The sequence below is a fragment of the Desulfosporosinus meridiei DSM 13257 genome (assembly GCF_000231385.2).
Classification (GTDB): domain Bacteria; phylum Bacillota; class Desulfitobacteriia; order Desulfitobacteriales; family Desulfitobacteriaceae; genus Desulfosporosinus; species Desulfosporosinus meridiei.
The window spans coordinates 2,716,062-2,740,706 of record NC_018515.1 but is presented as its reverse complement, the minus strand read 5'-3'; the positions used below and the strand labels follow the sequence as shown (position 1 = coordinate 2,740,706).

At 40.0% G+C, this 24,645-nt stretch carries 10 protein-coding genes and 1 tRNA gene; 10 read left to right on the top strand and 1 reads right to left on the bottom strand.

Annotation, left to right across the window (positions count from 1 at the left end; all coding sequences use genetic code 11):
- The first annotated feature begins 72 nt into the window (after positions 1-72).
- The 4 genes from iadA (at position 73) to DESMER_RS12500 (ending at position 8,632) form a co-directional block, all read left to right on the top strand.
- Complete coding sequence (gene iadA, locus DESMER_RS12515) at positions 73-1,239, top strand: beta-aspartyl-peptidase (RefSeq protein WP_014903424.1); 1,167 nt, start codon at positions 73-75, stop codon at positions 1,237-1,239.
- A gap of 143 nt (positions 1,240-1,382) precedes the next feature.
- Positions 1,383-3,401 carry an elongation factor G gene (fusA, locus tag DESMER_RS12510; RefSeq protein WP_014903423.1) on the top strand — a complete coding sequence of 673 codons (2,019 nt, stop codon included), beginning with the start codon at positions 1,383-1,385 and terminating at the stop codon, positions 3,399-3,401.
- A 257-nt stretch (positions 3,402-3,658) separates the two neighbouring features.
- Complete coding sequence (locus tag DESMER_RS12505) at positions 3,659-4,234, top strand: TetR/AcrR family transcriptional regulator (RefSeq protein ID WP_014903422.1); 576 nt, start codon at positions 3,659-3,661, stop codon at positions 4,232-4,234.
- A 51-nt stretch (positions 4,235-4,285) separates the two neighbouring features.
- On the top strand, positions 4,286-8,632 hold the full coding sequence (locus DESMER_RS12500; protein WP_014903421.1) for a 2-hydroxyacyl-CoA dehydratase: 4,347 nt from the start codon (positions 4,286-4,288) through the stop codon (positions 8,630-8,632).
- 369 nt (positions 8,633-9,001) lie between these two features.
- On the opposite strand, the gene DESMER_RS12495 is transcribed toward DESMER_RS12500, so the two are convergent.
- Positions 9,002-9,075, bottom strand: a tRNA-Trp gene (locus DESMER_RS12495).
- A 183-nt stretch (positions 9,076-9,258) separates the two neighbouring features.
- Between DESMER_RS12495 and DESMER_RS12490 the strand changes: the two genes are divergently transcribed.
- The 6 genes from DESMER_RS12490 to DESMER_RS12465 all read left to right on the top strand — a co-directional run bounded on the left by DESMER_RS12490 (position 9,259) and on the right by DESMER_RS12465 (position 24,642).
- Positions 9,259-10,086 carry a PHP domain-containing protein gene (locus DESMER_RS12490; RefSeq protein ID WP_014903420.1) on the top strand — a complete coding sequence of 276 codons (828 nt, stop codon included), beginning with the start codon at positions 9,259-9,261 and terminating at the stop codon, positions 10,084-10,086.
- A 43-nt stretch (positions 10,087-10,129) separates the two neighbouring features.
- Positions 10,130-11,137: a potassium channel family protein gene (locus tag DESMER_RS12485; protein ID WP_052314845.1), complete on the top strand. Its 1,008-nt coding sequence runs from the start codon at positions 10,130-10,132 to the stop codon at positions 11,135-11,137.
- A 90-nt stretch (positions 11,138-11,227) separates the two neighbouring features.
- On the top strand, positions 11,228-12,115 hold the full coding sequence (locus DESMER_RS12480) for a BON domain-containing protein (RefSeq protein WP_014903418.1): 888 nt from the start codon (positions 11,228-11,230) through the stop codon (positions 12,113-12,115).
- Positions 12,116-12,396: 281 nt separating this feature from the next.
- The gene (locus DESMER_RS12475; RefSeq protein ID WP_014903417.1) at positions 12,397-13,359 is read left to right on the top strand and encodes a metal-dependent hydrolase; all 963 of its coding nucleotides are present in this window, start codon (positions 12,397-12,399) and stop codon (positions 13,357-13,359) included.
- Between the two features lie 75 nt (positions 13,360-13,434).
- Positions 13,435-15,930, top strand: coding sequence for a DNA translocase FtsK (locus DESMER_RS12470; protein WP_014903416.1), 2,496 nt, complete (start codon positions 13,435-13,437; stop codon positions 15,928-15,930).
- 132 nt (positions 15,931-16,062) lie between these two features.
- Positions 16,063-24,642, top strand: a complete 8,580-nt coding sequence (locus tag DESMER_RS12465; RefSeq protein ID WP_014903415.1) for a glycoside hydrolase family 94 protein — start codon at positions 16,063-16,065, stop codon at positions 24,640-24,642.
- Positions 24,643-24,645 lie beyond the last annotated feature (3 nt).

Here is a 24,645-nt window from a genome sequence, read left to right as displayed (position 1 = left end):
TGATGAATGTTAATTCTTATCGCATATCAATCTAACTATGGGGCACTATACCTCTTGGGAGGGGGTTTAACTTTGTGGAAACTCTTTAAAAACGCTAAGCTTTATTGTCCTAACCTTTCAACGGAAACTGATGTCTTAATTGTAGGGACTAGTATTGCTGCCATCGGAAAAGATCTAACCCTTCCCTATTTTGTAGATGGAAAAGTGATCGACCTTCAAGGAAAAGTATTAGTGCCAGGTTTTATTGATGCCCATGTACATATATGCGGAGGAGGAGGAGAAGCAGGGCCAGCTTCCCGTACTCCTGCACTCCAGCTTTCGCAGCTTACCCGTACTGGAACTACTACAGTCGTAGGTTGTCTGGGTACTGATTCCATATCTCGATCTATGGCTGAACTGTTGGTGAAGGCGAATGCCCTTCAGGAAGAAGGGTTAAGCACCTATATCTATAGTGGGGCTTATCACGTGCCGATGAGAACTTTATTGCCAAGCTTGGAACAAGATTTAGTATTGATTTCAAAGGTTATAGGGGCAGGAGAAATTGCTATTTCGGATCATCGCTCAGCCCAACCTCAAATCAGCGAACTCCAACATTTAGCTGCAGAGGCCCGAGTAGGTGGCATGCTGGGGGGGAAGGCTGGAGTTGTACATATACATCTCGGTGAGGGAAAACAAGGCTTAAAGCCAATATGGACGATACTGGAACATACAGACATTCCTATCACTCAATTTGTTCCAACTCATATTAATAGAACCCGCAGTCTATTAGATCAAGGGATTCAATTTCTTTTAGCGGGAGGAAATATTGATCTGACGGCAGGGTGTGACGATTTTTCCGTTGACCTCCGAGTGCCTGCTGTTTTGAGAATGCTGAATGAGCGTCATTTGCTCAATGATCGAGTCACTGTAACATCCGACGGTAATGGAAGTATGCCTCGTTATAACGACGCTGGGGCGCTTATTGGCATGGGAGTAGGATCAGTAGAGGTTCTATGGCGGGATATAAGGACGGCGGTTTTAGAAGGTCTTCCTTTAGACGTCGCCTTACGAACAATTACAGCGAATGTAGCAAATATACTTTGTCTAAAGAATAAAGGAATGATTCGCGTTGGCTATGATGCTGACCTAGTGGTTTTAAATAATGATCTTGAGGTTGAAGCTGTCTGGGCCCTGGGAAAGTGCATGGTGCTCGACAAACAACCCCAAGTATGGGGAACTTACGAACAAAGCAATTTATAATTAACTAACATGAGAATACTTGCCCCACTCTAATCAATAGATTAGTACTAATCTGGGATCTGAGACATTAAAAACTCCGGTTATCTGTTGCGAGTAAAAGGCTGTGACCTTTTTCTTAAATAACAAATCAAGGAGGAATCGTCTTGAAAACCTATGACACTAAACAACTTCGCAATGTTTGTCTAGTTGGGCACGGCGGAGCAGGAAAGACTTCCCTGGCGGAAACCTTTCTCTTTAATTCAGGTGCGATCAATCGTATTGGTAAAGTTTCTGAAGGAAACACAATCTCAGATTATCTACCCGAAGAAGTAAAACACAAGGTGTCAATAAGTACGAGTCTTATTCCATTTGAGTGGCAAGGTGTCAAAGTAAATGTCCTTGATAGTCCAGGTTATTTAGATTTTTTAGGTGAAGTAAAGAGTGCCCTGCGTGTGGTCGAGTGTGGAGTACTAGTACTCTGCGGAACAGCTGGGCTTGAAGTTCAAGCAGAAATAGCTTGGGGTCTGATGGAAGAACAAAAATTACCTAGGATTATTGTTATTAATAAACTAGATCGTAAGAATGCTAATTACCATAAGGTCTTGGATCAACTCAAAGATGCTTATCCCCAGGCCAAGCTTGTTCCTGTTCAAATACCCCTAGGGCAAGAATCTGGTTTTACAGGACTCATAGACATTCTGGATAACAAAGTCTATGAATATGACTTGGACGGCAGTGGGAAGTACTCAACTAAAGAAGTTCCAGATGAGTACAAGGAAGAAGTTGATCTTCTAAGAGAGCAATTGTCTGAAGTAGTGGCCGAAGCAGACGATGAATTACTAATGAAATATCTGGAAGGAGAGGGGTTGACCGAGGCGGACTTACAGAATGCCTTGCAGTTAGGGTTAAAGCAAAATCTTGTGATTCCCGTGCTCTGCGCTTCAGTGAGCAGGAATATTGGAGTTTCAAAGCTTATGGACTTCCTGGCAAAATACGCTCCAGTACCGGAAGTAGTCTCGGAAACATCAGCCCTTGTGTTTAAAACCTTAACGGATCCTTATGTTGGGAAGATGTCCTACTTCCGTGTTTATGGGGGGAAAATCAAAGCAGAGTCCTTAGTCTATAATTCTAGTCGTGATGTAGAAGAAAAAATTGGACAGCCGTTTTATCTTAGAGGTAAAACTCAAGAGCCTATCGGGTTCGTGTGTGCAGGAGACATTGCAGTGATCGCAAAGCTGCAAGAGGTGAAAACTGGAGATACCTTATGTGGAAAAGACCACCCTTTAAGGCTTGCGGGGATTGATTTTCCCATTCCTACTCTGTCAGTAGCTATCCAACCCAAAACTAAAGGGGATGAGGATAAGCTTAGCAGTGCATTATCACGCTTGCTTGAAGAAGATCCGACGATAATAAAAACTAAAAACACAGAAACAAAAGAGTTGATTTTGACAGGATTAGGAGAGATGCAAATCGATATTCTTCAAGAAAAACTTGCCAGGAAGTTTGGCGTAGAGGTTACGTTAAAAGTTCCCCGAGTTCCCTATCGTGAAACGATTCGTAAGGCAGTTAAAGTTGAAGGAAAGCACAAAAAACAAACGGGTGGTCATGGTCAATATGGTCACGTATGGATTAACTTAGAGCCATTAGAAGGAAGTGACTTTGAATTTACAGAGTCGATTTTTGGTGGCGCAGTTCCCAAACAATATATTCCAGCGGTAGAAAAAGGAATTAGGGAAGCAATGGCCGAAGGGGCAATGGTAGGATACCCTGTAACGGACATTAAGGTTACCCTTTGTGATGGTTCATATCATGCCGTAGATTCTTCGGAAATGGCCTTTAAGCTTGCTGCGATTATGGCATTCCGTAAAGGTGTAGAGCAAGCCAAACCCACCCTGCTAGAGCCGGTTGTTGAAATTGAAGTGCGGGTTCCTGAAGCCTTCATGGGTGATGTAATTGCTGACCTAAATGGGAAAAGAGGGCGAGTGTTAGGAATGGATAGCAGTGGAAAAACGCCATCTATTCGCGCTCATGTACCGCAGGCTGAAATGATGCGCTATGCCATAGATTTAAGAAGTTTAACTCAAGGAAAGGGTTCATTCACCATGAGTTTTCTTAGATATGAAGAAGTCCCCAGCAAGATAAGCGAGGCATTAATCAATCAATTAAAAACCGCCAACAATTAACAGAAAGATTCTCTAGGGCTGGAAATTAAAGTTCCAGCCCTATTGTTGTGTGGAAATGAAATTCCTCTTTTTATGACATTTTTAGCCTGCTCATGCTTATAAAGATTTTTGGACAGGGAATAATCTTTTATCTGGTGAACTGAATACAAATATAGTAAGCATTTCTATCATGATGATGGATTGAAGTTGTTTTAGAAGAATGATAAAATACTTATGTTAGTAAGAACTAACATATTCTTCATTGATTGGAGGACACTATGTGTACTACAGAAGATAAAATAATTGATGCAGCAATTGTCCTCTTCTCACAAAAAGGTTATACTGCTGTAACCACTAAAGAAATTGCCAAAGAAGCAGGCGTTAGTGAAATGACCCTTTTTAGACACTTCGAAAACAAGCATAATCTATTTGAAAGAGCATTTGATAGATTTGTTTTCACGCCGAAATTTATTGCTCTTTTTGAAAACCTAGAATGGAATTTAGAACGAGACCTATTCAATATATGTTCTTCCTACCAAGATGTATTAAGAAAAAACCAAAAAATCATTTTGATGCACTTAAAGAATGATGAATTTAATCCTCAATTTGAAAAAATGTTATCGAAGTTTCCGAATGAGTTTAAGAATCTTTTGAGTAGTTATTTCGAAGAAATGCGGAATAGAGGTGTCATAGTTGAGAACCCGGAAACCTTAGCCGTTAGCTTTTTAGCAACTAACTTTGGCTTATTTTTCACATCATTAGTAATGAGCAAGCTAACATTTAACACGGATCTTCAGACATGTATTTCAAATTATGTTAAAATATTTACAAAGGGCATAAGCCTTCAAAAGTAATGAGGTCACACTATTAACTAGAATGTTCACCATACATTGTGGAGGAAGAGAATGAGTAAAGTTTTGAATATTGGTTTGGATGTTGGCTCTACAACTGTTAAGATAGTTGTTTTAGATAATCAGAAAAACATTCTTTACAAGAGATATTTACGGCATTTTTCCAATATCCGAAACACAGTTATTACCGTACTGGAAGATGCAAAAAGTGTTATAAATGGACATTTACTAACCCTAATGGTCACTGGATCAGGCGGGTATAATATTTCTCAAAAACTAGAAAAGCCCTTTATTCAGGAAGTGATTGCCTGTACGAATGCAATCAAAATTGTAATTCCAAACACAGACACAGCTATTGAACTTGGCGGTGAGGATGCCAAGATAACTTTTTTGGGAGATTCTATCGAGCAAAGGATGAATGGCACCTGTGCTGGAGGTACTGGGGCTTTTATTGATCAAATGGCATCTTTATTACAGACTGACGCTCCCGGATTGAATGAACTTGCCAAAAACTATCATCACATTTATCCAATAGCTTCCAGATGCGGTGTATTTGCCAAGACAGACATACAGCCTTTACTAAATGAAGGAGCTGCCAAGGAGGACATTGCTGTTTCTGTTCTCCAAGCTGTTGTAAACCAAACTATAAGCGGACTTGCCCAAGGACGCCCCATTAGTGGAAACGTCGCCCTATTAGGTGGGCCTTTGCACTTTATGTCAGAGCTAAGAAATCGCTTTATTGACACCCTTAAACTAGAAGGCAATAATGTTATATTGCCGGATAATTCCCAATTTTTTGTGGCCATAGGTGCAGCATTATCATCGACTGAAATGGTTCCCTTTACAGTTAAAAGCTTGTTTGGCAAAGTACCTGAGATTCATAAAATCGATAACTCCGAAAACCACGAATTGGAAATCCTGTTTGCTTCAAAGGCAGAGTACGATGCTTTTAAGAAGAGACATGATGAGCATAAGGTATCGAGAGTAGATATAGATAATTATCAAGGAAATGCCTATCTGGGTATTGATGCCGGTTCAACAACTACTAAGCTTGCTCTTGTCGATGAAGAAGGGCGATTATTATATTCTTATTACGGAAGTAATATGGGTAAACCCTTAGAGTCTACGATAGAAGCACTAAAAGGCTTATACAGTAAACTACACAGTGGTGTAAAAATCGTAAATTCCGCTGTTACCGGCTATGGAGAACAGCTTATTAAAGCGGCTCTCAGGGTGGATATCGGAGAGATAGAAACTGTCGCCCACTACACAGCAGCAAACTTTTTTCAACCGGGAGTAGAGTTTGTTCTTGACATTGGTGGACAGGATATGAAAAGTTTGGTTATCCGTGATGGAGTGATTGAGTCAATTACCTTAAATGAAGCGTGCTCTTCAGGATGTGGATCCTTTGTAGAAACCTTTGCAAACTCCTTAAACATGGGCGTTAAGGAATTTGCTCAATTAAGCGAGAGATCCAGGCATCCGGTGGATCTTGGAACACGTTGTACAGTTTTTATGAACTCTAAAGTAAAGCAAGCTCAAAAGGAAGGGGCAGAAATTAGTGATATTTCTGCAGGAATATCCATTTCAGTCATTAAGAATGCCTTATTTAAAGTTATCCGGTTGCGAAGTGTAGAAGAACTGGGACAGAAAATTGTTGTCCAGGGAGGAACATTTTATAACGACGCTGTCCTCAGGGCTCTTGAAATAATTACCAAAAAAGAAGTTGTCAGACCGGATATTGCTGGGATTATGGGAGCATTTGGGGCTGCTTTAATCGCTAGAGATCAACATGAGCTTGGCTGTCAAACGACCCTGGTTCAGGGGCATGACTTGTTGAACTTCACTACAAAGACCACAATGAAACGTTGTGGATTATGTGGAAACAACTGCTTGATAAGCATCAAACACTTTTCTGGTGGAAATGAATATATTTCAGGAAATCGCTGCGAAAGAGGGTTGGGAAAAGACCTTATCAAAAGTGATATTCCTAATCTTTACGAGTACAAATACAAAAGAATCTTTAAATATAAACCTTTAACCAATGAAGAAGCAACGAGGGGAACTATTGGAATTCCCAGAGTTTTAAACATTTATGAGGACTATCCATTTTGGTTCACTTTTTTTACAGAATTAGGGTATCGCGTTCTGATTTCTGGTCGATCTTCTAATAAGATTTATGAACTGGGGATGGATACCATTCCTTCCGATTCTGCTTGTTACCCGGCTAAGATAGCCCATGGCCATATAATAGATTTAATTAAAAAAGGGATAAATAAGATATTCTATCCTTGTATCCCTTATGCTCGAAAGGAAGATCAAGAAGCTGACAATCACTATAATTGTCCGATAGTTACCTCTTATCCGGAAACTATTAACGCTAATATGGATAGCCTGAGAGAGCAACAGGTGACCTTTTATCATCCTTTCTTACCGTTGGATATGCCCGGGAGAATGCTAAAGCGACTCTCTGTAGAATTGGAACCTGAGGGAATACCCAAGTCCGAACTTGCGCGAGCTCTTGATAAAGCCTATGCAGAATTAGATCGATACAAAGAGGATGTCAGATTAAAAGGGGAAGAAACTATAAACTATGTTCGAGAAAACAAAATCAAAGGGATTGTTCTCGTTGGCAGACCTTATCACATTGATCCTGAAATAAATCATGGCATACCCGAGATGATAAGTTCCTATGGTTTTGCAGTTCTATCTGAAGATTCAATTCAACACTTGGGTAATGTTGAAAGGCCATTACGAGTTGTTGATCAGTGGGTTTATCATTCCAGAGAATATAATGCAGCAAGTTATGTAGCTCAGCAAAAAGATTTAGAATTAATTCAGCTAAACTCATTCGGCTGTGGACTAGATGCCGTGACGACAGATCAGATAAAAGAAATTCTTGAAGCCTACGGAAAAATTTATACAGTCCTCAAAATTGATGAGATTAATAATCTGGGAGCAGCGAGGATTCGTTTGCGTTCTTTAATCGCTGCAATTAAAGAACGTGATAAAAGGAAATTCATCCCTAAGAAGCTTTCCCAATATCCTAAGAGAGCTGTCTTTACAAAAGAGATGAAGAAAACACACACGATATTAGCCCCCCAAATGTCGCCTATTCATTTTCAATTCTTTAAGACTGCCTTTGAAGATTCTGGGTATAGTATAGAATTTTTGCCCTCTGTAGATAAATCAGCAGTTGATGAAGGCTTAAGGTATGTCCATAATGACGCTTGTTACCCAGCCATTATTGTAGTAGGTCAGTTAATGAAGGCCTTAAAATCAGGAGACTATGATATAAACAACACTTCGGTGATAATGACACAAACGGGTGGAGGCTGTCGAGCTACAAACTATATTTCCTTTATCCGAAAAGCCTTAAAAGATGCGAACATGGAACATGTCCCAGTCATAGCTTTGAATACAGGAAATTCATCCGGCCTGGAAACGAATCCAGGGTTCAAATTTACTATTCCAATGTTTAATAAGATTATGCGAGGACTAGTTTACGGAGATTTATTAATGAGAGTATTATATAGGGTGCGTCCTTATGAAAAATTTCCGGGCTCAGCAAATCTCTTGTATGACTATTGGGTGAAACGGTGCCAAGAATCTCTAAAAAATGGGAATAGTAAAGAACACGCCGAGAACATCCGCCAAATTGTGGCAGATTTTGATGGTTTAGAACTATACGAGGATTTGGTCAAGCCGAAGGTTGGTGTTGTCGGTGAAATATTAGTTAAGTTTCACCCGACAGCCAATAATAATATCATAGAATTGTTGGAAGCTGAAGGAGCCGAGGCTGTAGTTCCCGACTTAACTGACTTTCTTTTATATGGTGCCTTTGATAACCGAATAAAATATCAGCAATTATCGGGCAGCTTTTGGCAGATGGTTTCAGGTTATTTTTCGGAGAATCGAATTGAATCTTATCGAAAAGTTATGAAGAAGGCACTTGAAGCCAGCAAACGTTTTGAACCACCTAAACCAATCGAAGAAATTGCTAAGTACGCTGAAAAACACCTTTCGCTAGCCAATCAGTGTGGTGAGGGGTGGTTCCTGACAGGAGAGATGGTTGAACTGATCCGCAGTGGGGTAAATAATATCGTTTGTCTACAACCCTTTGCTTGCTTGCCGAATCATATTACCGGCAAAGGCATGATCAGAGAAATCAGACGCTCCTACCCGAAGGCCAACATTGCGGCAATTGATTATGACCCGGGAGCAAGTGAAGTCAATCAACTTAATCGAATTAAACTTATGCTTGCAGTGGCTACGGAAAATATTAAAAAAGCCACTCTCGAAGATCCTCCTTCAGCCTTAGAAAAAGAGAAAAATTTACTCGAACCTAAGCTCTCTATTTTAAGTGGAGAATCAAACTTAATTGAGTGTAAACTAGATTAAAATTAGTTAAAAGCTCAGCCTATTTTTTAGGTTGAGCTTTTTGACGCGATATTCACAAAATTTGTGTTAAATGTTTTAGACTCAGATAGCCCGGGTTTAAACCCAGGCTATACTTTGTAGCTGAACCATTAAAGTTTTCTGATTATTACCAATAATAGAGCGATTATTATTAATAAAGCTACTAAAACACCTAAGAATCCTAAAAGCATTCAGTTCACCCCCTCATTTAGAGTCGCATAAGAATGAGAGGTTTGTATATTCTATTCAGCATGTCCTGGGATGTGTCTGTTCAACCGGCACAAAGGGAACGTTGACATGTGTGATGGCAATTAAAAACACCGCAATCACTTGCGGTGTCAAATTTTCTTGTGGCAGGGGATGAGAGAGTCGAACTCCCACTGACGGTTTTGGAGACCGCTGTTCTACCATTAAACTAATCCCCTATGTTTTTTGCAACGAAATGAATTATATCGGAAAAAGTTAAAAGTGTCAATATGTTTTAGGTTTCTTTCAAGAAATATTCATTAAATATAGAACAGGAAGGCAGGATTTTTGAAGAAAAACAAGAATAGGCATACTATAATATATATTACGAAAGCAAAATACATTTTTAGGGAGGGATGTACTTGAGGTCCGATTTACACATTCATACTCATGAGTCCGATGGCTTGCTTTCAGTAGAAGAGGTCATTAGCCTTGCTCATGCTAATAATGTTCAAACTATAGCAATTACGGACCATGAAAGCACGCAAGCCGTCAGCAAGGCTGAAAAACTTGCTGAAGAACTAAATATCAAAATCATCCCTGGTGTAGAATTATTAACAAGCTATCGAGGTCATGAGGTTCACCTTCTGGGGTATTTTAATAATGTTAATCATCCGCTTCTCCAAGGGCGTTTAAAAGAGATCCGAACACAGCGCACTAATTTAGCCCATGATATGGTTGATTGTTTAATTAGCAATGGAATATCTCTAAATTGGCAAGATGTTGAGAAAGAAGTCGGTGCCGATGGTGCCGTTACAAAGGGGCATATCATGAGAGCTATGTATCACCAGGAAGATGGCAACTCTTCTAAGAACTGGCGAGAGATAGCAGCACACTTTCGTCCAGGAGGAATAGCTCACATACCCTATTTAAACCATGCTTTCGAGGATGCTGTAGATTTAATATTCTCTTGTGGTGGACTTCCCGTTATAGCCCATCCAGGACTGCTATGGGATCCCCAAATAGTGTTTTCGTTATTGGCCTATCGTCCAATAGGACTTGAAGTATATTATGGATATTGGGAAAAACAAACGGCGCTGATTCAATATTACACGGAGGTTGCTGAAAAAAATGCAATTATAGCAACCGGCGGAAGTGATTATCATGGACCTTCAGGGTATGTAAAGCTGGGACAAATAGATATACCCTATGAAAATATCCTTAAGCTAAGGGATTACTTAACAATTTGAGTTTTAATAGGTAATGCTTGACTTAACAGAAGAGGTGCAAATCGTGGTTAGAAGGGTTTGGATAGCCTTTATCGCTTTACTTATTACAATAATCATAGGCACAGCTGGGCTAGTAATTACAGAGCATCTTACTATATCAAGGGCTATCTATCTTACAGTTCAGACAGTAACTACGGTGGGATTCGGAGACATTCAGGCTCAAACCGAAGCAGGCCATATCTTTTTAATATTCCTGATGCTGAGTGGAGCCGGTGCTATGTTATATTTTGCTGGACAATTAATGGCCTTTCTGATTGAGGGTCAGTTGGCTGGAGTATATTGGAGAAGAAAGATGAACAAAAAAATAGAAGCACTAGAAGATCATGTTATCGTTTGCGGAGCGGGACGTGTCGGCAGGCAAGTTGTTTACCGCCTTCGTAAAGAAGGTGCCCAATGTGTTGTAATAGAACAGAAGGAAGAGCTGGCTAACGAACTTATTGCAGAAGGCTTTCTAGTTATTAATAGTGATGCAACTCATGACGAAACCCTGAATAAAGCCGCCATAAGCAAGGCTAAGGGACTTATCTCTGCTCTTCCGGAGGATTCTCTAAATGTCTTTGTCACTTTGACGGCCAAAGGACTGAACCCTAATATTAATGTGGTAGCACGTATGGATCAGCCCGAGTCTGAAAAAAAGCTGCTTCGTGCAGGGGCTGATAAAGTCATTTCCCCTGCGACCTTAAGTGGTTGGAGGATGGCCATGTCCATATTAAAGCCTATTAGTGTAGAGTATCTGGAAACTGTTATTCATGACCATAATATCGAAATGGAAATGGTAGAACTGAAAATTGATGAAGGATCCTGTTTAGTTGGTAGAACCTTACTAACAAGTGGAATTAAACAACAAACAGGTGCAATTGTACTAGCTATCTTACGAGAAAATCAAGTAATCAGTAATCCCAGTGCTGGGGACGAAATATACCAGGGAGATCTATTAATTGTCTTAGGTTTAAGAGATCAATTACATCGGTTAGAAGAACTTGCCGCAGACTTCTCAAATTGTAAATCTTAACAATCCGATTGCTTTTGGTTAAAAGGAGAAGTCTTGGGATAAAATACCCTCTATCGAAGCAGAAACACTTTTCATGGTGGAGGGAGATTTATGCGAAATTCACGTTCTGAACAAGACATCCTGCAGGATATTAAAAAACTTATTCAGACTCATTTCGGAGAGAGCGCTCAAGGTATACATGTTGAGGTGAAAGGGGATCGAGCGACAATCTGGGGAACAGTAGACAGCCTTGTTGAAAAAGATTTTTTTGGAAGTAGAATAGCAAGGATTGCTGGGATTAAAGAACTGGATAATTCGCTGACAGTAGCCAATGACGGGAAGATCCTGGATAAGGATATTGAAAGAGACATTATTGAACGTTTCCAAGGGTCTAACTATGAGGATATAGCACGCTTAGGGTGCCGAGTTAGCCGAGGTATTGTTACTTTACTGGGACATTTAGATAATCAAAGTGCCGAGCGATTTGCCAAACGTCTGGCTTCACAAATTAGAGGGGTTAAAGAAATTCGCAGTGAAATTCAGTTTTTAGAAAAAGCTGTAGACGACGCTACATTAGTCAATCGTGTTGAAACTGCTTTTGTTGAGTCACCTTGGGTAGATGCCCATGAGATTAAGACTGAGGCCCGTAATGGATTAATTACCCTAACCGGTCTTGTCGATACTCAGGAAGCAATGGAATGGGCGGTTGATACCGCCTATAAAGTGTCTGGAGTAAAGGCAGTAGTTAGCGAGATTTATACTCGGCATCAATCTCAAGGAGACGATCTGTGGTTAACAGAACAATTAGTTTCTAAGCTTGGCCAACACCGTCTAAATTCAGGGCAAATACGCGCTTTTGTTAAAGGCGGGATCGCCTTTTTAACCGGCGAAGTTTACTCCGATGAAGATAGGGAATGGGCTGAAAAGATCATTCATCACATTCCGGAAATTCACGAAGTTAATAATTCAATAAAAGTGGCCGCACATTCAAGTAAATAAATAATCTACTTAGCTGCATAACTAAGATAAGCACAATACTCTGAGCCTTCTTAACACTTATTAGTGTGATGAGGGCTCAAAGTTTTGTCCTCAAACCTTTTCGTTAAATGATATTAGCCTATAGGTTTGATTGATAAACTTGCTTCAATTATTCAATCATAAACATAAAATGGAATTACAGAAACAAAAAGACAATGTTTTTTCATAGCTTAGTCGTGCTATAATGATGACTGTATATTAAAATGCCTTAAAAATGCATCAAAGTAAAGATGAGGTGAACTATTCTGGATCCACTGACACATGGATTAATTGGGATCGCATTTAGTAGTCTATCAGGTCATCCGCTACAGCTTAATGATCCGGTTTTTCTAGGCTGCACGTTAGGTGCAATGCTCCCGGATTTAGATATTATTGCTCATGTAAAAGGTCGCTTGAATTATCTCTTAAACCATAGAGGTGCCAGTCACTCACTAATTGCTTTGACAACATCTGCGTTAGGGCTCAGTTCCGCTCTATATTTTCTTTTTCCAACTACATCATGGTCTACTGTTTTTATTTGGACTTTAATAGGAACAATGTCTCACGGAATTTTTGACTTATTAAATTCTTACGGGGCAGAACTTTTGTGGCCTTTTTCAAAAAAAAAGATAACCCTCGATATGATTATGCTCACAGATCCAGTGGTACTAGGTTTAGTATTCTTATCGCTAATAACCTCACTTATTAAACCTGAGATTGCCAGAACATCTTCACTTAGTGCTATACTGCTTAGTGCTGTATATTTAGGACTTCGGTATTTAGGTAAGCTTGAAATAAGAGATCGTTTGGCCAATGCTTATAATCTTGAGGACAAGGAGCATGTAAAGATTATTCCGGCGATGTATCATCCTTTCACTTGGAACTTTCTGCTTTTCCAAAAGGAACAGGTAAGCTTTGGAACCATTCGCCATCAGGTGCCTGCAATTTGTCGTGTCTTACCTAAAGTAAACGGGGATAATCCGTCTGTTGCTAATGCCTTGGAAGGGAATCTAGCTGAGATATTCAATCAATTTACACCATATTATCACGTGATTGCTCACTATAAGGATAATGAAGAGTGTGTTGTAGAATTCTTGGATTTGCGTTACTGGGCCAAGGGTGATTTTATCTATACTGGTAATGTCTATTTAACCTTAGAGGGAGAAATATCTCATGAAATATTCCATCCTTTGCCCAATCAAAAAGGTGTGCAACTGAGTTATTAATCCTAATATCAAAAAAACTCTTTGACATTGCCCTAGAATATCTACCATAATGAATAATTGGAGGAGGTGGAAGATATGTCAAAAAAGAAATCAAGAACTAGTTATTTTTTTTGGCTTAAACTCGCAAGTGCACTTTTATTTACAGTTTCCTTTTTAGGGCTCTTAGGTGCTTTTGGTCTATCCATTGGCAAATATATCGATAACTTATTCACATTCACCATGGGAAGTCTAGCCTGGACTGGTCCCTTCTTATGCTTTATAATAGGACTTTTGCTTTGGGTTAATGCGTCAAAAATTGCTGATTTAATAATGGAACCATCTAAAGTGCCCAAGAAAAATCCTCCTAAAAACCCTAAGAATTTTGAACCAATACAAGACTCTTCGGACATTTCTCTACCTGCAGGAAAAATTGTATCCCTCAAAGGATTTAATCAATATTTTTCTTCTCCAGAATGGGTAGAGCTGAAGGATAAAGATAACTTAATGAATGAGGAAATGAAAGAAATAGGAACAGATTTTCCGTCTTACTTTGGAACAGGAAAATCTGTTTTTCCCACAAAAAGGTATGGCTTAACAAGTTTGAAGGGGCTTAATAATTATTTTACAGAAGTTGATAAGGAAGCTAGTGCCAGTGTTAATAGTCTTCAAAATAAACGCCATGAATCGGGGAATCAATCCAATATTTCTACTGAAAAACGAGAGAAATTTTCACCAATATTTAAGACTAAAACTGAACAAGAAGAGTTCTTGGCTCAGTATAAAGAAGATTGTACTTCTCACGAAATTGATTCGGTTGTTTCTGAAGACACTGTAGAGGAGAACTATATTGCAGAGATTCAGCAAGAAGTAGCAATTCAACAATCTGACGAAATAGAAATCGAACTAGAATCCAATGTTGAGGAATTATCCGAGCTGATAGTTGTAACTGAATACGAAGCTCAAACTGAAAACGAAACCAAAAACGAAACTAATAACTATAGTGACAGCTATAAAGATCAAATTTCTGAGCTTACATATGTTCAATCAGAGGTTGCTGCGACTGAGCTTATCTTAGGGTATAATACTTATGAGAATAAAGAGATAGATTCTGTCTCAAAACCAAAGGTAATTGAACAAGTTACAAAGGAGTGCGAGGTTAATATCGAAGAATTTAAGCAATGGGAGTTTCCGGGTTTTGATATCCTAGACCCATTGCCGGAAAGAAGGATTATCCAAGATACAGAAACCTCTATGCAGTTAGAAAAAGTACTCTTTGATTTTGGAGTTAAAGCTAAATTAATTCGGGTGACGAGAGGGCCTGTCATTACTCGTTATGAGCTAGCTCCTGCACCCGGTGTTAAAATTAGTAAAATTGTGAATTTGTCTGACGATATTGCTCTTGCTTTGGCAGCTCGCGATGTGCGAATTGAAGCACCGATCCCGGGAAAGGCTGCAATCGGCATAGAGGTTCCTAATAAGCAGGCTTTATCAGTAGTCTTTAGAGAGGTGTTAGAAACCCCAAGTTTTAGACAGCATTCTTCAAAGCTTAAGGTCGCCTTAGGTAAAGATATTTCAGATCAACCAGTTATCGCTGATTTGATAAAGATGCCTCATTTGCTTGTTGCAGGGGCTACTGGTTCGGGGAAAAGTGTGTGTATAACTACAATTATTAATTCTATTTTGTTTAATGCTACTCCAGACGAAGTTAAGCTGTTACTAGTAGATCCTAAAATGGTTGAACTCAGTCAATATAACGGCATTCCACACCTCTTAGCACCTGTCGTTATTGATCCTAAGAAGGCTGCTAGTGCCCTAAAATGGATTGTTAAAGAAATGGAAAACAGATACGAACTATTTGCTGCTTCAGGAGTTCGAGACATTGAACGCTATAATCGTCTGAACTTTAGGGAATCTTCAACTAAACCCGCATTACCCTTCGTTGTAGTGATAATTGATGAGTTAGCAGACTTGATGATGGTTGCTGCTGGAGAAGTGGAGGAAGCGATTTGTCGTTTAGCTCAAATGGCAAGGGCAGCAGGTATTCATTTGGTAATAGCTACCCAGCGTCCATCAGTCGATGTTATTACTGGAGTTATTAAAGCCAATATTCCTAGTCGGATATCTTTTGCTGTTTCATCACAAATTGACTCTCGTACTATACTCGATGCAACTGGGGCAGAGAAATTACTGGGCAGAGGAGATATGCTCTATTCCCCTCTTGGTCAAAACAAAGCAATTCGAGTACAAGGTTGTTTGGTAACCGATGACGAAGTACAGAGAGTAATAATGCATTGGAAAGGGATGGGGAAACCTGAGTACTTGGATCCTGAAAGACTCTTTGCTGAAACAACTGTCAAAAGTGAAGAGGGTAATGGTCCGGATGACGCTTTATTTATAGATGCCGGTCAACTATTAATTAGGACAGGTATGGCTAGTGTCTCTTTCCTTCAGCGCAGATTAAAATTAGGTTATACTAGGGCTGCACGTTTAATGGACATGCTAGAAGAACAAGGGGTTGTCGGAGGTTACGAAGGAAGTAAACCACGACAAGTGTTAATAACTCTCGAAGAATTTAACGAACGTTTTGGATAAGTAAACAAAAAAATCACTCTTGCCTTTTGGTAAGAGTGATTTTTTGTTACCCAAAAATTTCTTGGATGAATGAAGTGAGAGGAAATGGGAATAATCCATAAATAATGTAAAAAAATAAGACGGAGATGGAGAATGAAGTTTTTTACACGATCATTAGCCAAGAATAAGCCCTATAAAGATATTGTTCTTCATGGGGAAGACTTGCTGAGTCACGCCGAAGAAATTGCAAGATCCAATGCCAATCAGGGGACTGGCTATTTAAAGCGATCCCTGCTGCCCAGAGTAAAGCAAAACATAAAATTTTTAGAACAAGCCTATCGAGATATCTCGGATTATTCTGCAAGAACGCAAGATAGTGTACCTGCTACCGAATGGTTATTGGATAATTACTATAGCTTAAAAGATTTAAAAATTGAGATTAAAAATAGTCTTCCCGATAAGTTTGAGCGTCATTTGCCAATAAATACCACGGGTAATTTTCAAGGATATCCAAGAATTTATGGTTTGTTGATCGAACTTGTTGAACACACGGATAGTCAGATAAAGGGGGAAACACTTAAAGCTTTTATCAAAGCTTATCAAGTTCAAGTACCTTTATCAAGTGGTGAACTCTGGGCCATCCCAATTATGTTGCGCATTATTCTTTTGGAAAACATTCGTAGAATCACAGAACAAATAATTTTTACTCAAAAAGAAAGAGATGCTGCAGATCAATGGGTATTACCATTACTAGAAACTGAGCATGGGTCTGAGGAGTGGAGTAGTCTTTTAAAATCTCTGACCCCTCAAGAGGAATACTCATCTGCCTATGCAGACCAACTTCTGAAGCGTATCCGTGACATTGGATCTGATGTAGGTCCCCTTTTACAATGGGTAGACAGAGCAGTAGCAAAACAAGATACGACTATCGAAGAACTCGCTAAACTTGAACGGCAGAGACAAACTATGTATCAAGTATCGATGGGCCATGCAATATTGAGCATTCATTTTATCAACGCTGAAAACTGGCCCCGTTTTTTTGAAGATGTTAGTTTAGTAGAAGGTTTATTTGCAAAGGATCCCAGCAACATTTATTCAGCCATGGATTTTCAGTCCCGAGATTTCTATCGTCACTGTGTTGAAAAGATTTCTAGGATTTACAAAGTATCGGAATTAGTTGTGGCTCGCAAAATACTTGCGAAGGCCGAAAAGGCTAGATCTGAGGAGGATACTGAAGTAGCCCATGTCGGATACTATCTGCTTGGAAATGGTAGAAATGACCTTGAGAAAGAATTAGAAGAGGACTTTGGAGAATCAAGGGATCTCTTGTATCAGGTGCGTCAAAAGATCCGTAAAAGGCCTAACCTTTACTATTTTGGCAGTATGTTGATTGGCATAGGAATTATATTGACTTTAGTGTTAAATTATGTACTTAACCATACATCAATCTCCTTGAGTTTCGCATTTCTACTATTTGGACTGCTAATTTGGTCAAGTAGCCTGGTCATCCCATTCCTAAACTGGATATCTTCAGAACTATTCAGGCCATCATTTTTACCGAAACTGGAGTTAGGAGAAGGTATCCCTGATGAATTACGGACAATGGTTGTAATTCCTACTCTATTAACAAATGTGAATCGAGTTAATGAGATTGTCAGCGAAATAGAAGTATATCATCTTGCTAATCGTGATCAGAACATTCATTTTGCCTTACTTGGTGATTTTGCTGATGCCGCTAAAGAAAGTACTCCAGAGGATAATGGAATTATTTCGGCAGCTACTACTGCCATTGAAAGATTGAATACTAAATATGGCAGAGAGCGATTCTTATTCTTTCACAGAAAAAGAATCTATAATGATTCAGAAGGCGTATGGATGGGATGGGAGCGCAAACGTGGGAAGCTTGTAGAGTTTAATCGCCTTTTAAGGCAAGCAGGTGCAACAAGCTATAATGTACAAATTGGAGAAACTTCGATACTTTCAACTATTCGGTATATTATTACTCTCGACGCAGATACTCAATTGCCCCGGGGGATTGCCAAGAAGCTGATCGGCACTATTGCTCATCCTTTGCATACCCCAAAACTAAGCGTGGATGGAAAACGGGTGGTTCAGGGTTACGGAATTCTTCAACCTCGAGTAGGAGTATCAGTACTAAAAGCTAATGCTTCAAAATTTGCACAGATTTTTTCCGGAAAAGTTGGGATTGATCCATACACAACTGCCGTCTCAGACGTATATCAGGATTTGTTTGGAGAAGGTATTTTTACCGGAAAAGGAATTTATGATGTAGATGTTTTTCATCAAGTAACCGATCAATCATTTCCGGATAATAAAATATTAAGTCATGATTTAATTGAAGGGGTTTATGCGAGGGCAGGATTAGTCTCTGATGTGGAACTTGTCGATGGCTACCCTGCTAATTATCTAGCCTTTATGTGTCGTCAACATAGATGGGTAAGAGGGGATTGGCAGTTGTTACCTTGGTTATTCAAGCCGCTTCCGCTTTTATCCCGTTGGAAAATCTTTGATAATTTAAGAAGAAGCTTGGAAGCCCCATCCTTACTCTTGCTGATAGTTCTGGGTTTTATTGTTCTTTCGGGAAATCCGCTTATTTGGGTTGGAATAGTTTCTCTAAGTTTACTGTCGCCTATTGTCCTTTATCTGCTTAGTCAACTATTCACTGAGCGTTCTGACAAAGGGAATCTAAGTCAAGACTTAATGGTGCTAGGGATACAGTTTGTCCTGCAATTCTTGTTCCTTCCCTATAATACTTGGATTATGTTGGATGCTTTAGTCAGGAGTCTTTATCGCCAATTTGTTTCACGTCGTAATTTATTAGAATGGGAAACTGCTTCGGATGCTGAAAAACGGTTAGATGCTAATCTAAATACAATGACTAATTCCATGTGGCCCGTTATTCTCTTTGCTTTATTCTCAGTTTTATCTGTATATTTCTATTCAACCAAAATATTGCATTTTATTCCTGTTGTGATCTCTTGGCTTGTCTCAATCTGGGTTGCCCATTATATAAGTATGCCGATTGAACACCAAAAGGCAGCACTCTCAACTTCAGAAGAGCTTGTCTTAAGGAGGTACAGCCGGAAAATTTGGGCTTTTTTTGAAGAGTTTGTTTGTGAAGAGGAACATTGGCTTCCACCGGACAATGTTCAAATTGAACCACCTAATGGTGTTGCTCATAGGACTTCTCCTACTAATATAGGTTTAGCTTTATTAACAAATTTAGCAGCCAGAGATTTCGGTTATATTCCTTTAACGAAGGTGCTTGAGAATATTCGTCATACGTTTCAAACTATAGAAAATTTAGAGCAATGGCAAGGGCATCTTTATAATTGGTATGATACACAGAGCCTAAGCCCTTTAGAACCTCGCTATATCTCAACTGTAGATAGTGGCAACTTCGTTATGTACCTATTGACATTGAAGTCTGGGCTTGCAGAGCTTTTAGAAAGACCTCTAGTTGACCGGCAATTTGTAAAAGGGCTTAAGGATACCCAGGTTCTTTTACTTGAAGCATTGGGCGAGGATGCTTGTGATGAGCTTAAAGCCTTTAATCTTGCTTTAGATGAAGTGTTATGTACATCTGAAGTAAACTGGAATCTGAATACATGGCTAAAGCTATTATCAGAATGGCCGGCAGATATTCTGAATCAGGATCTGGATAAAGAGGGCTTGTATTGGGCCAATCGACTTAATACCATGGTAGAATCATTTCGTTTTGAACTGGAAGAATTATGTCCGTGGGCAACTGGTTCTTGCACCCCTGAACAAGTATCAACACTAGACAAGAAAGTTATGATTAACTTAACTATGGATAGTTTGGTAAAACAGTATTCTGAAGGACTTGTAAACGGTATTGCTGTGCCTGAAGATAAAAGGGTTATTGAGACTGCTCTCAGCAAGGTTCTTAAGTGTGTTGAATTGTCCAAGGAGCTTCAGCTCAAGCTTGAGAAGATGGCCTTAGCTACAGATTTTATGCCTTTGTTTGATGAATCACGTCAACTATTTTCTATTGGTTATCGAGTCACAGATAGTAAGCTTGACAATTCTTATTATGATCTCTTAGCTTCTGAGGCGCGCCAAGCCAGCTTTTTTGCAATTGCTAAAGGGGATGTGCCAGCGAGCCATTGGTTTAAACTTGGACGTTCTTTAACCTTAACCAAGGGTAAACGGAGTTTAGTTTCCTGGAGTGGGACGATGTTTGAATTCCTAATGCCTCTCCTAGTGATGCGGAATTATGAGGGGACTCTTCTCAATGAAACCTATAACTCCGTTGTAAAAGTTCAAAAGAAGTATGGCCAGGAGCGAAATATCCCATGGGGTATTTCAGAGTCAGGATTCTATGCTTTTGATCCACAATTGAATTATCAGTACAAAGCATTTGGTGTTCCGGGACTGGGCTTGAAAAGAGGATTGATTCAAGACCTAGTTATAGCGCCATACGCCACTTTTTTGGCTCTCCAAGTTGCTTCTCGCGAAGCTGTGACTAATATTACCGCCATGGAACAAAAAGGTTTTAGCGGTCGTTACGGGCTTTACGAGGCTATAGATTTTACTAAGGATCGTATTCCGGTTGGGCGTTCATATAGGGTTGTCCAAAGCTTTATGGCCCATCATCAAGGGATGAGTCTCTTAGCAATCGATAATGTGCTGTTTGAAAATGTTATGCAGGAGAGGTTACACAACGAAGCACTAATTCAGTCATCAGAGCTCTTACTCCAAGAACGGATTCCAGATTTTGTGCCAATTATTCCTCAACCCGAAGATGAGTATCAGGTTATGCAAAAGCAAAGGAAATCTCAAGATGTTGAAAAGAATCAATTTGTTCTTTTCAATAATGTCAATAGTCCTATACCGATTGCTCATTGTATCTCGAATGGCCAGTACTCTGTTATGATGACGAATTCGGGAGCGGGGCTTAGCCGTTATAAAAATATTAGTCTGTCGCGTTGGCGAGAGGATGTTACAAGGGATTCCTGGGGCGTCTATTTTTATATTCAAAATCTCAATTCAGGAGATGTATGGTCAGCAGCTTATCAACCTTGTAAAACTCTAGGTGAAAATTACAAGGTGACCTACGCGCCGGACCAAGTCGAGTACTGTCGGAAGGATGGAAACATTACAACTCATACTGAAGTTGTTGTATCCCCGGAAGACAATACAGAAATGCGTCGTATTTCCTTGACGAATCATAGTGAGCATGACAGAACTGTTGAGGTAACTAGCTATTTTGAAGTAGTTCTGGCCAGGCAAAACGATGATTTGGCTCATCCGGCATTTAGCAATCTCTTTATTGAAACTGAATTTGCTAATGATGCCTTAATAGCATCCCGAAGACCTAGGAGTGAAAACCAAACCAGATTATGGCTTATGCATACTGTTGCAACAGAGGGAGAAAAAGTAGGATCTTTGCAATTTGAAACGGATCGTTCTCGTTTCCTTGGACGAGGCCGAAGTATGGTGAGACCTCGAGCAATGGATGCCAATCACCCTTTATCCAACACGGTTGGAGCAGTTCTTGACCCTATCATGAGTCTGCGTCAGCGAGTAAAGATCCCACCTGGTCAAACTGTAAGAATCTCCTTTTCGATTGGCTATGCAGAGAGCCGTGAGGAAATAAATCGCATTGCAGAGAAATATAGAGATCCTCTCTCAGTAAATAGAGCATTTGAGCTAGCTTGGACGCATAGCAAAATGGAACTAAGGCATCTAAATCTGACATCTGCTCAGGCTAATGAAGCTTTAAGTCTTGGCGGACATCTGTTATATTTAAGTCCTTGCCGCAGAGAATTTGAAGAATGTATCAAACAAAATTGCAGAGGACAATCAGCTTTGTGGCCTTATGCTATTTCTGGAGATCTTCCGGTGGTACTAGTTAGAGTCTCTAGTGCGGAGCACTTAGACTTGGTACGACGAATCCTGACAATTCATGAATACTGGAGGTTAAAAGGGCTACTGGCTGATTTGGTAATTCTTAATGAGGACGATAGCGGATATGTACAGGCTTTTCAAGATACATTGCGTGATTTTGTCTCCATGGGACACGCCAGAGATTTACTGAATCAACCGGGAGGTGTTTTTCTCCTACAAAAAGATCTTGTTCAAGGGGAGGATCTCAATTTACTCTGTACTGTAGCTAGAATAACCTTTAATGGCGAGGGAGGCTCTTGTTCTGCCCAAGTACGCAAAAAGGCTAAGTTCAGTTCTAAGGAATCTATGCTTCTCGCTAATGAAACTAAAGAGATATCTCGAGTAACGGATCATAGTATTGCCGGTAAGATTCAAAAACCCATTGAGGAAACAGGAAATTCACTGAATTTTGCTAACGGGTACGGTGGTTTCAGTGAAGATGGAAAAGAGTATATTATCGAGTTACAAGACGATATGAATACTCCTTTACCGTGGATTAATGTTATTGCAAATTCAAGCTTTGGCTTTCAAGTATCTGAGGTGGGAGCTGGATATACTTGGTCGAGGAATAGTCGCGAATACAAGCTTACTCCTTGGTCAAATGATCCGATTCTTGACCCTGTTGGTGAGGCTCTTTTTCTCACGGATGAGGAGACTGGGGAATCTTGGTCTGTTACAGCCAGTCCTAAACGTGATGCTGGCGTCTATAAAATTCGTCATGGGCAAGGATATTCGATTTTTGAGCATTGCAGCCGAGGTTTGAAGCAAACGCTAAATCTTTTTGTCCCCATAGATAAGCCGGTTAAAATTGTTGAACTAACTCTTGGAAATATTAGCGATGGTGAAATAAAACTAAGTGCAACCCATTATATAGAGTGGGTTATGGGAGTAGTTCGTGATCAGACAGCCCCTTATTTGGTGACTGAGTATAACCAAGAAATAAAGACGTTCTTTGTCCGAAACACCTATCAAGAAGAGTATATGGGACGGATTGGATTTGTAGCGGCACTTGGCTCGGATGTTACAAGTTATACTGGAGATAGGTCTGAATTTATTGGGCGTAACGGAAGTTTAGAAGATCCTATTGGCTTAAAACTGGATTCATTTTCCGGAACAATTGGAGCAGGACTTGATCCTTGTACGGCAATGAGGCTTGAACTTAAAATAAGGCCTGGTGAGACCAAAACAGTGATATTTTTAGTAGGTGAAACAGATAGTAACCATGCAGCAGAAGAGATTATCAAATACTATCATCAACCTGAGAAGATCACTGATGCCTTTACCGAAGTTAAGCGGTATTGGGACAGAGTACTAGGAAACATTCAGGTACAGACTCCAGAACTGTCCATGAATTTGCTTTTAAACAGATGGCTCCTTTATCAAACGGTAGTTTGCCGTTTATGGGCGCGCTCAGCTTTTTATCAATCGGGAGGAGCCTATGGTTTTAGGGATCAGCTTCAGGATGTGATGGCTCTGGTATATACGAATTCATCAGTTACTCGACAACAGATTCTCATTCATTGTAAACATCAGTTCAGAGAAGGGGATGTGCAGCATTGGTGGCATGCGGAAAAAGGAAAGGGAATACGTACTAAGTTCTCCGATGATTTGCTGTGGTTACCGTTTGTGACTATCCACTATATTGACCGAACTGGGGATACAGGTGTTTTAGATGAAGTAACTGAGTTTTTAGAAGATGAACCATTAAAAGACGGTGAGGATGAACGATATTCGATTCCAACTGTTTCGGAGGAGCAGGGCACTGTATATGAGCATTGTCTGCGTGCCATTGAGAGAGGTTTAAAGTTAGGTGAGCATGGTTTACCCCTTATCGGCTCCGGGGATTGGAATGATGGCTTTAGTCGTATAGGACACAAGGGCAAAGGGGAAAGTGTTTGGCTGGGCTGGTTTTTATATATAACTCTGACTCGCTTTGCAGACCTTTGTAATTTACGTCAAGATCAAGAGCGAGGAATCCGCTACCGCAAGCTAGCGGAAGAACTCCTCAAAAATATTGAACAGCATGGTTGGGATGGAGGATGGTACAGACGTGCCTATTTCGACGATGGAACCCCCTTAGGATCCTCTCAGAATTCTGAATGCCAGATTGATGCGCTAGCCCAGTCATGGTCTGTACTTTCAGGAGCAGCTAGGAGTACTCGTACTAAGGATGCAATGTTAGCTCTAGAGCATTATTTATGGCGAAAAGAAGACGGCTTACTTCTCCTTTTAACCCCGCCGTTTGATAAGCTATTGCCTGATCCCGGTTATATAAAAGGATACGTTCCCGGCGTTAGGGAAAATGGAGGACAATACACCCATGGAGCCGCTTGGGCTATATTAGCTTACACGACTTTAGGGGAAGGGGACAAAGCAACTGAACTTTTTCAAATGCTGAATCCTATTTATCATGCTAGAACAGAACATGAAGTGAATCGCTATAAGGTTGAACCATATGTAATGGCGGCAGATGTTTATGCCACGCACTCACATGTAGGACGAGGCGGATGGACGTGGTATACCGGAGCTGCAGGGTGGATGTATCAGGCTGGGGTAGAAGGTATCTTGGGCTTTAGACGTCTTGGAAATTCTTTAGTTTTGAAACCATGTATTCCTAGTCGCTGGGCGGGCTTTAGCATGACTTACCAATATGAAACTACAAACTACGAGATTAAGGTAGAAAATCCAAATTCTCGCTCCTCCGGATGCCAGAAAATAATGCTTGATGATAAAGAGTTAGAGGAACCTGTAATACTCCTCAAGGATGATGGTCAAACACATAAAATTCATTTAATCCTTTAATGG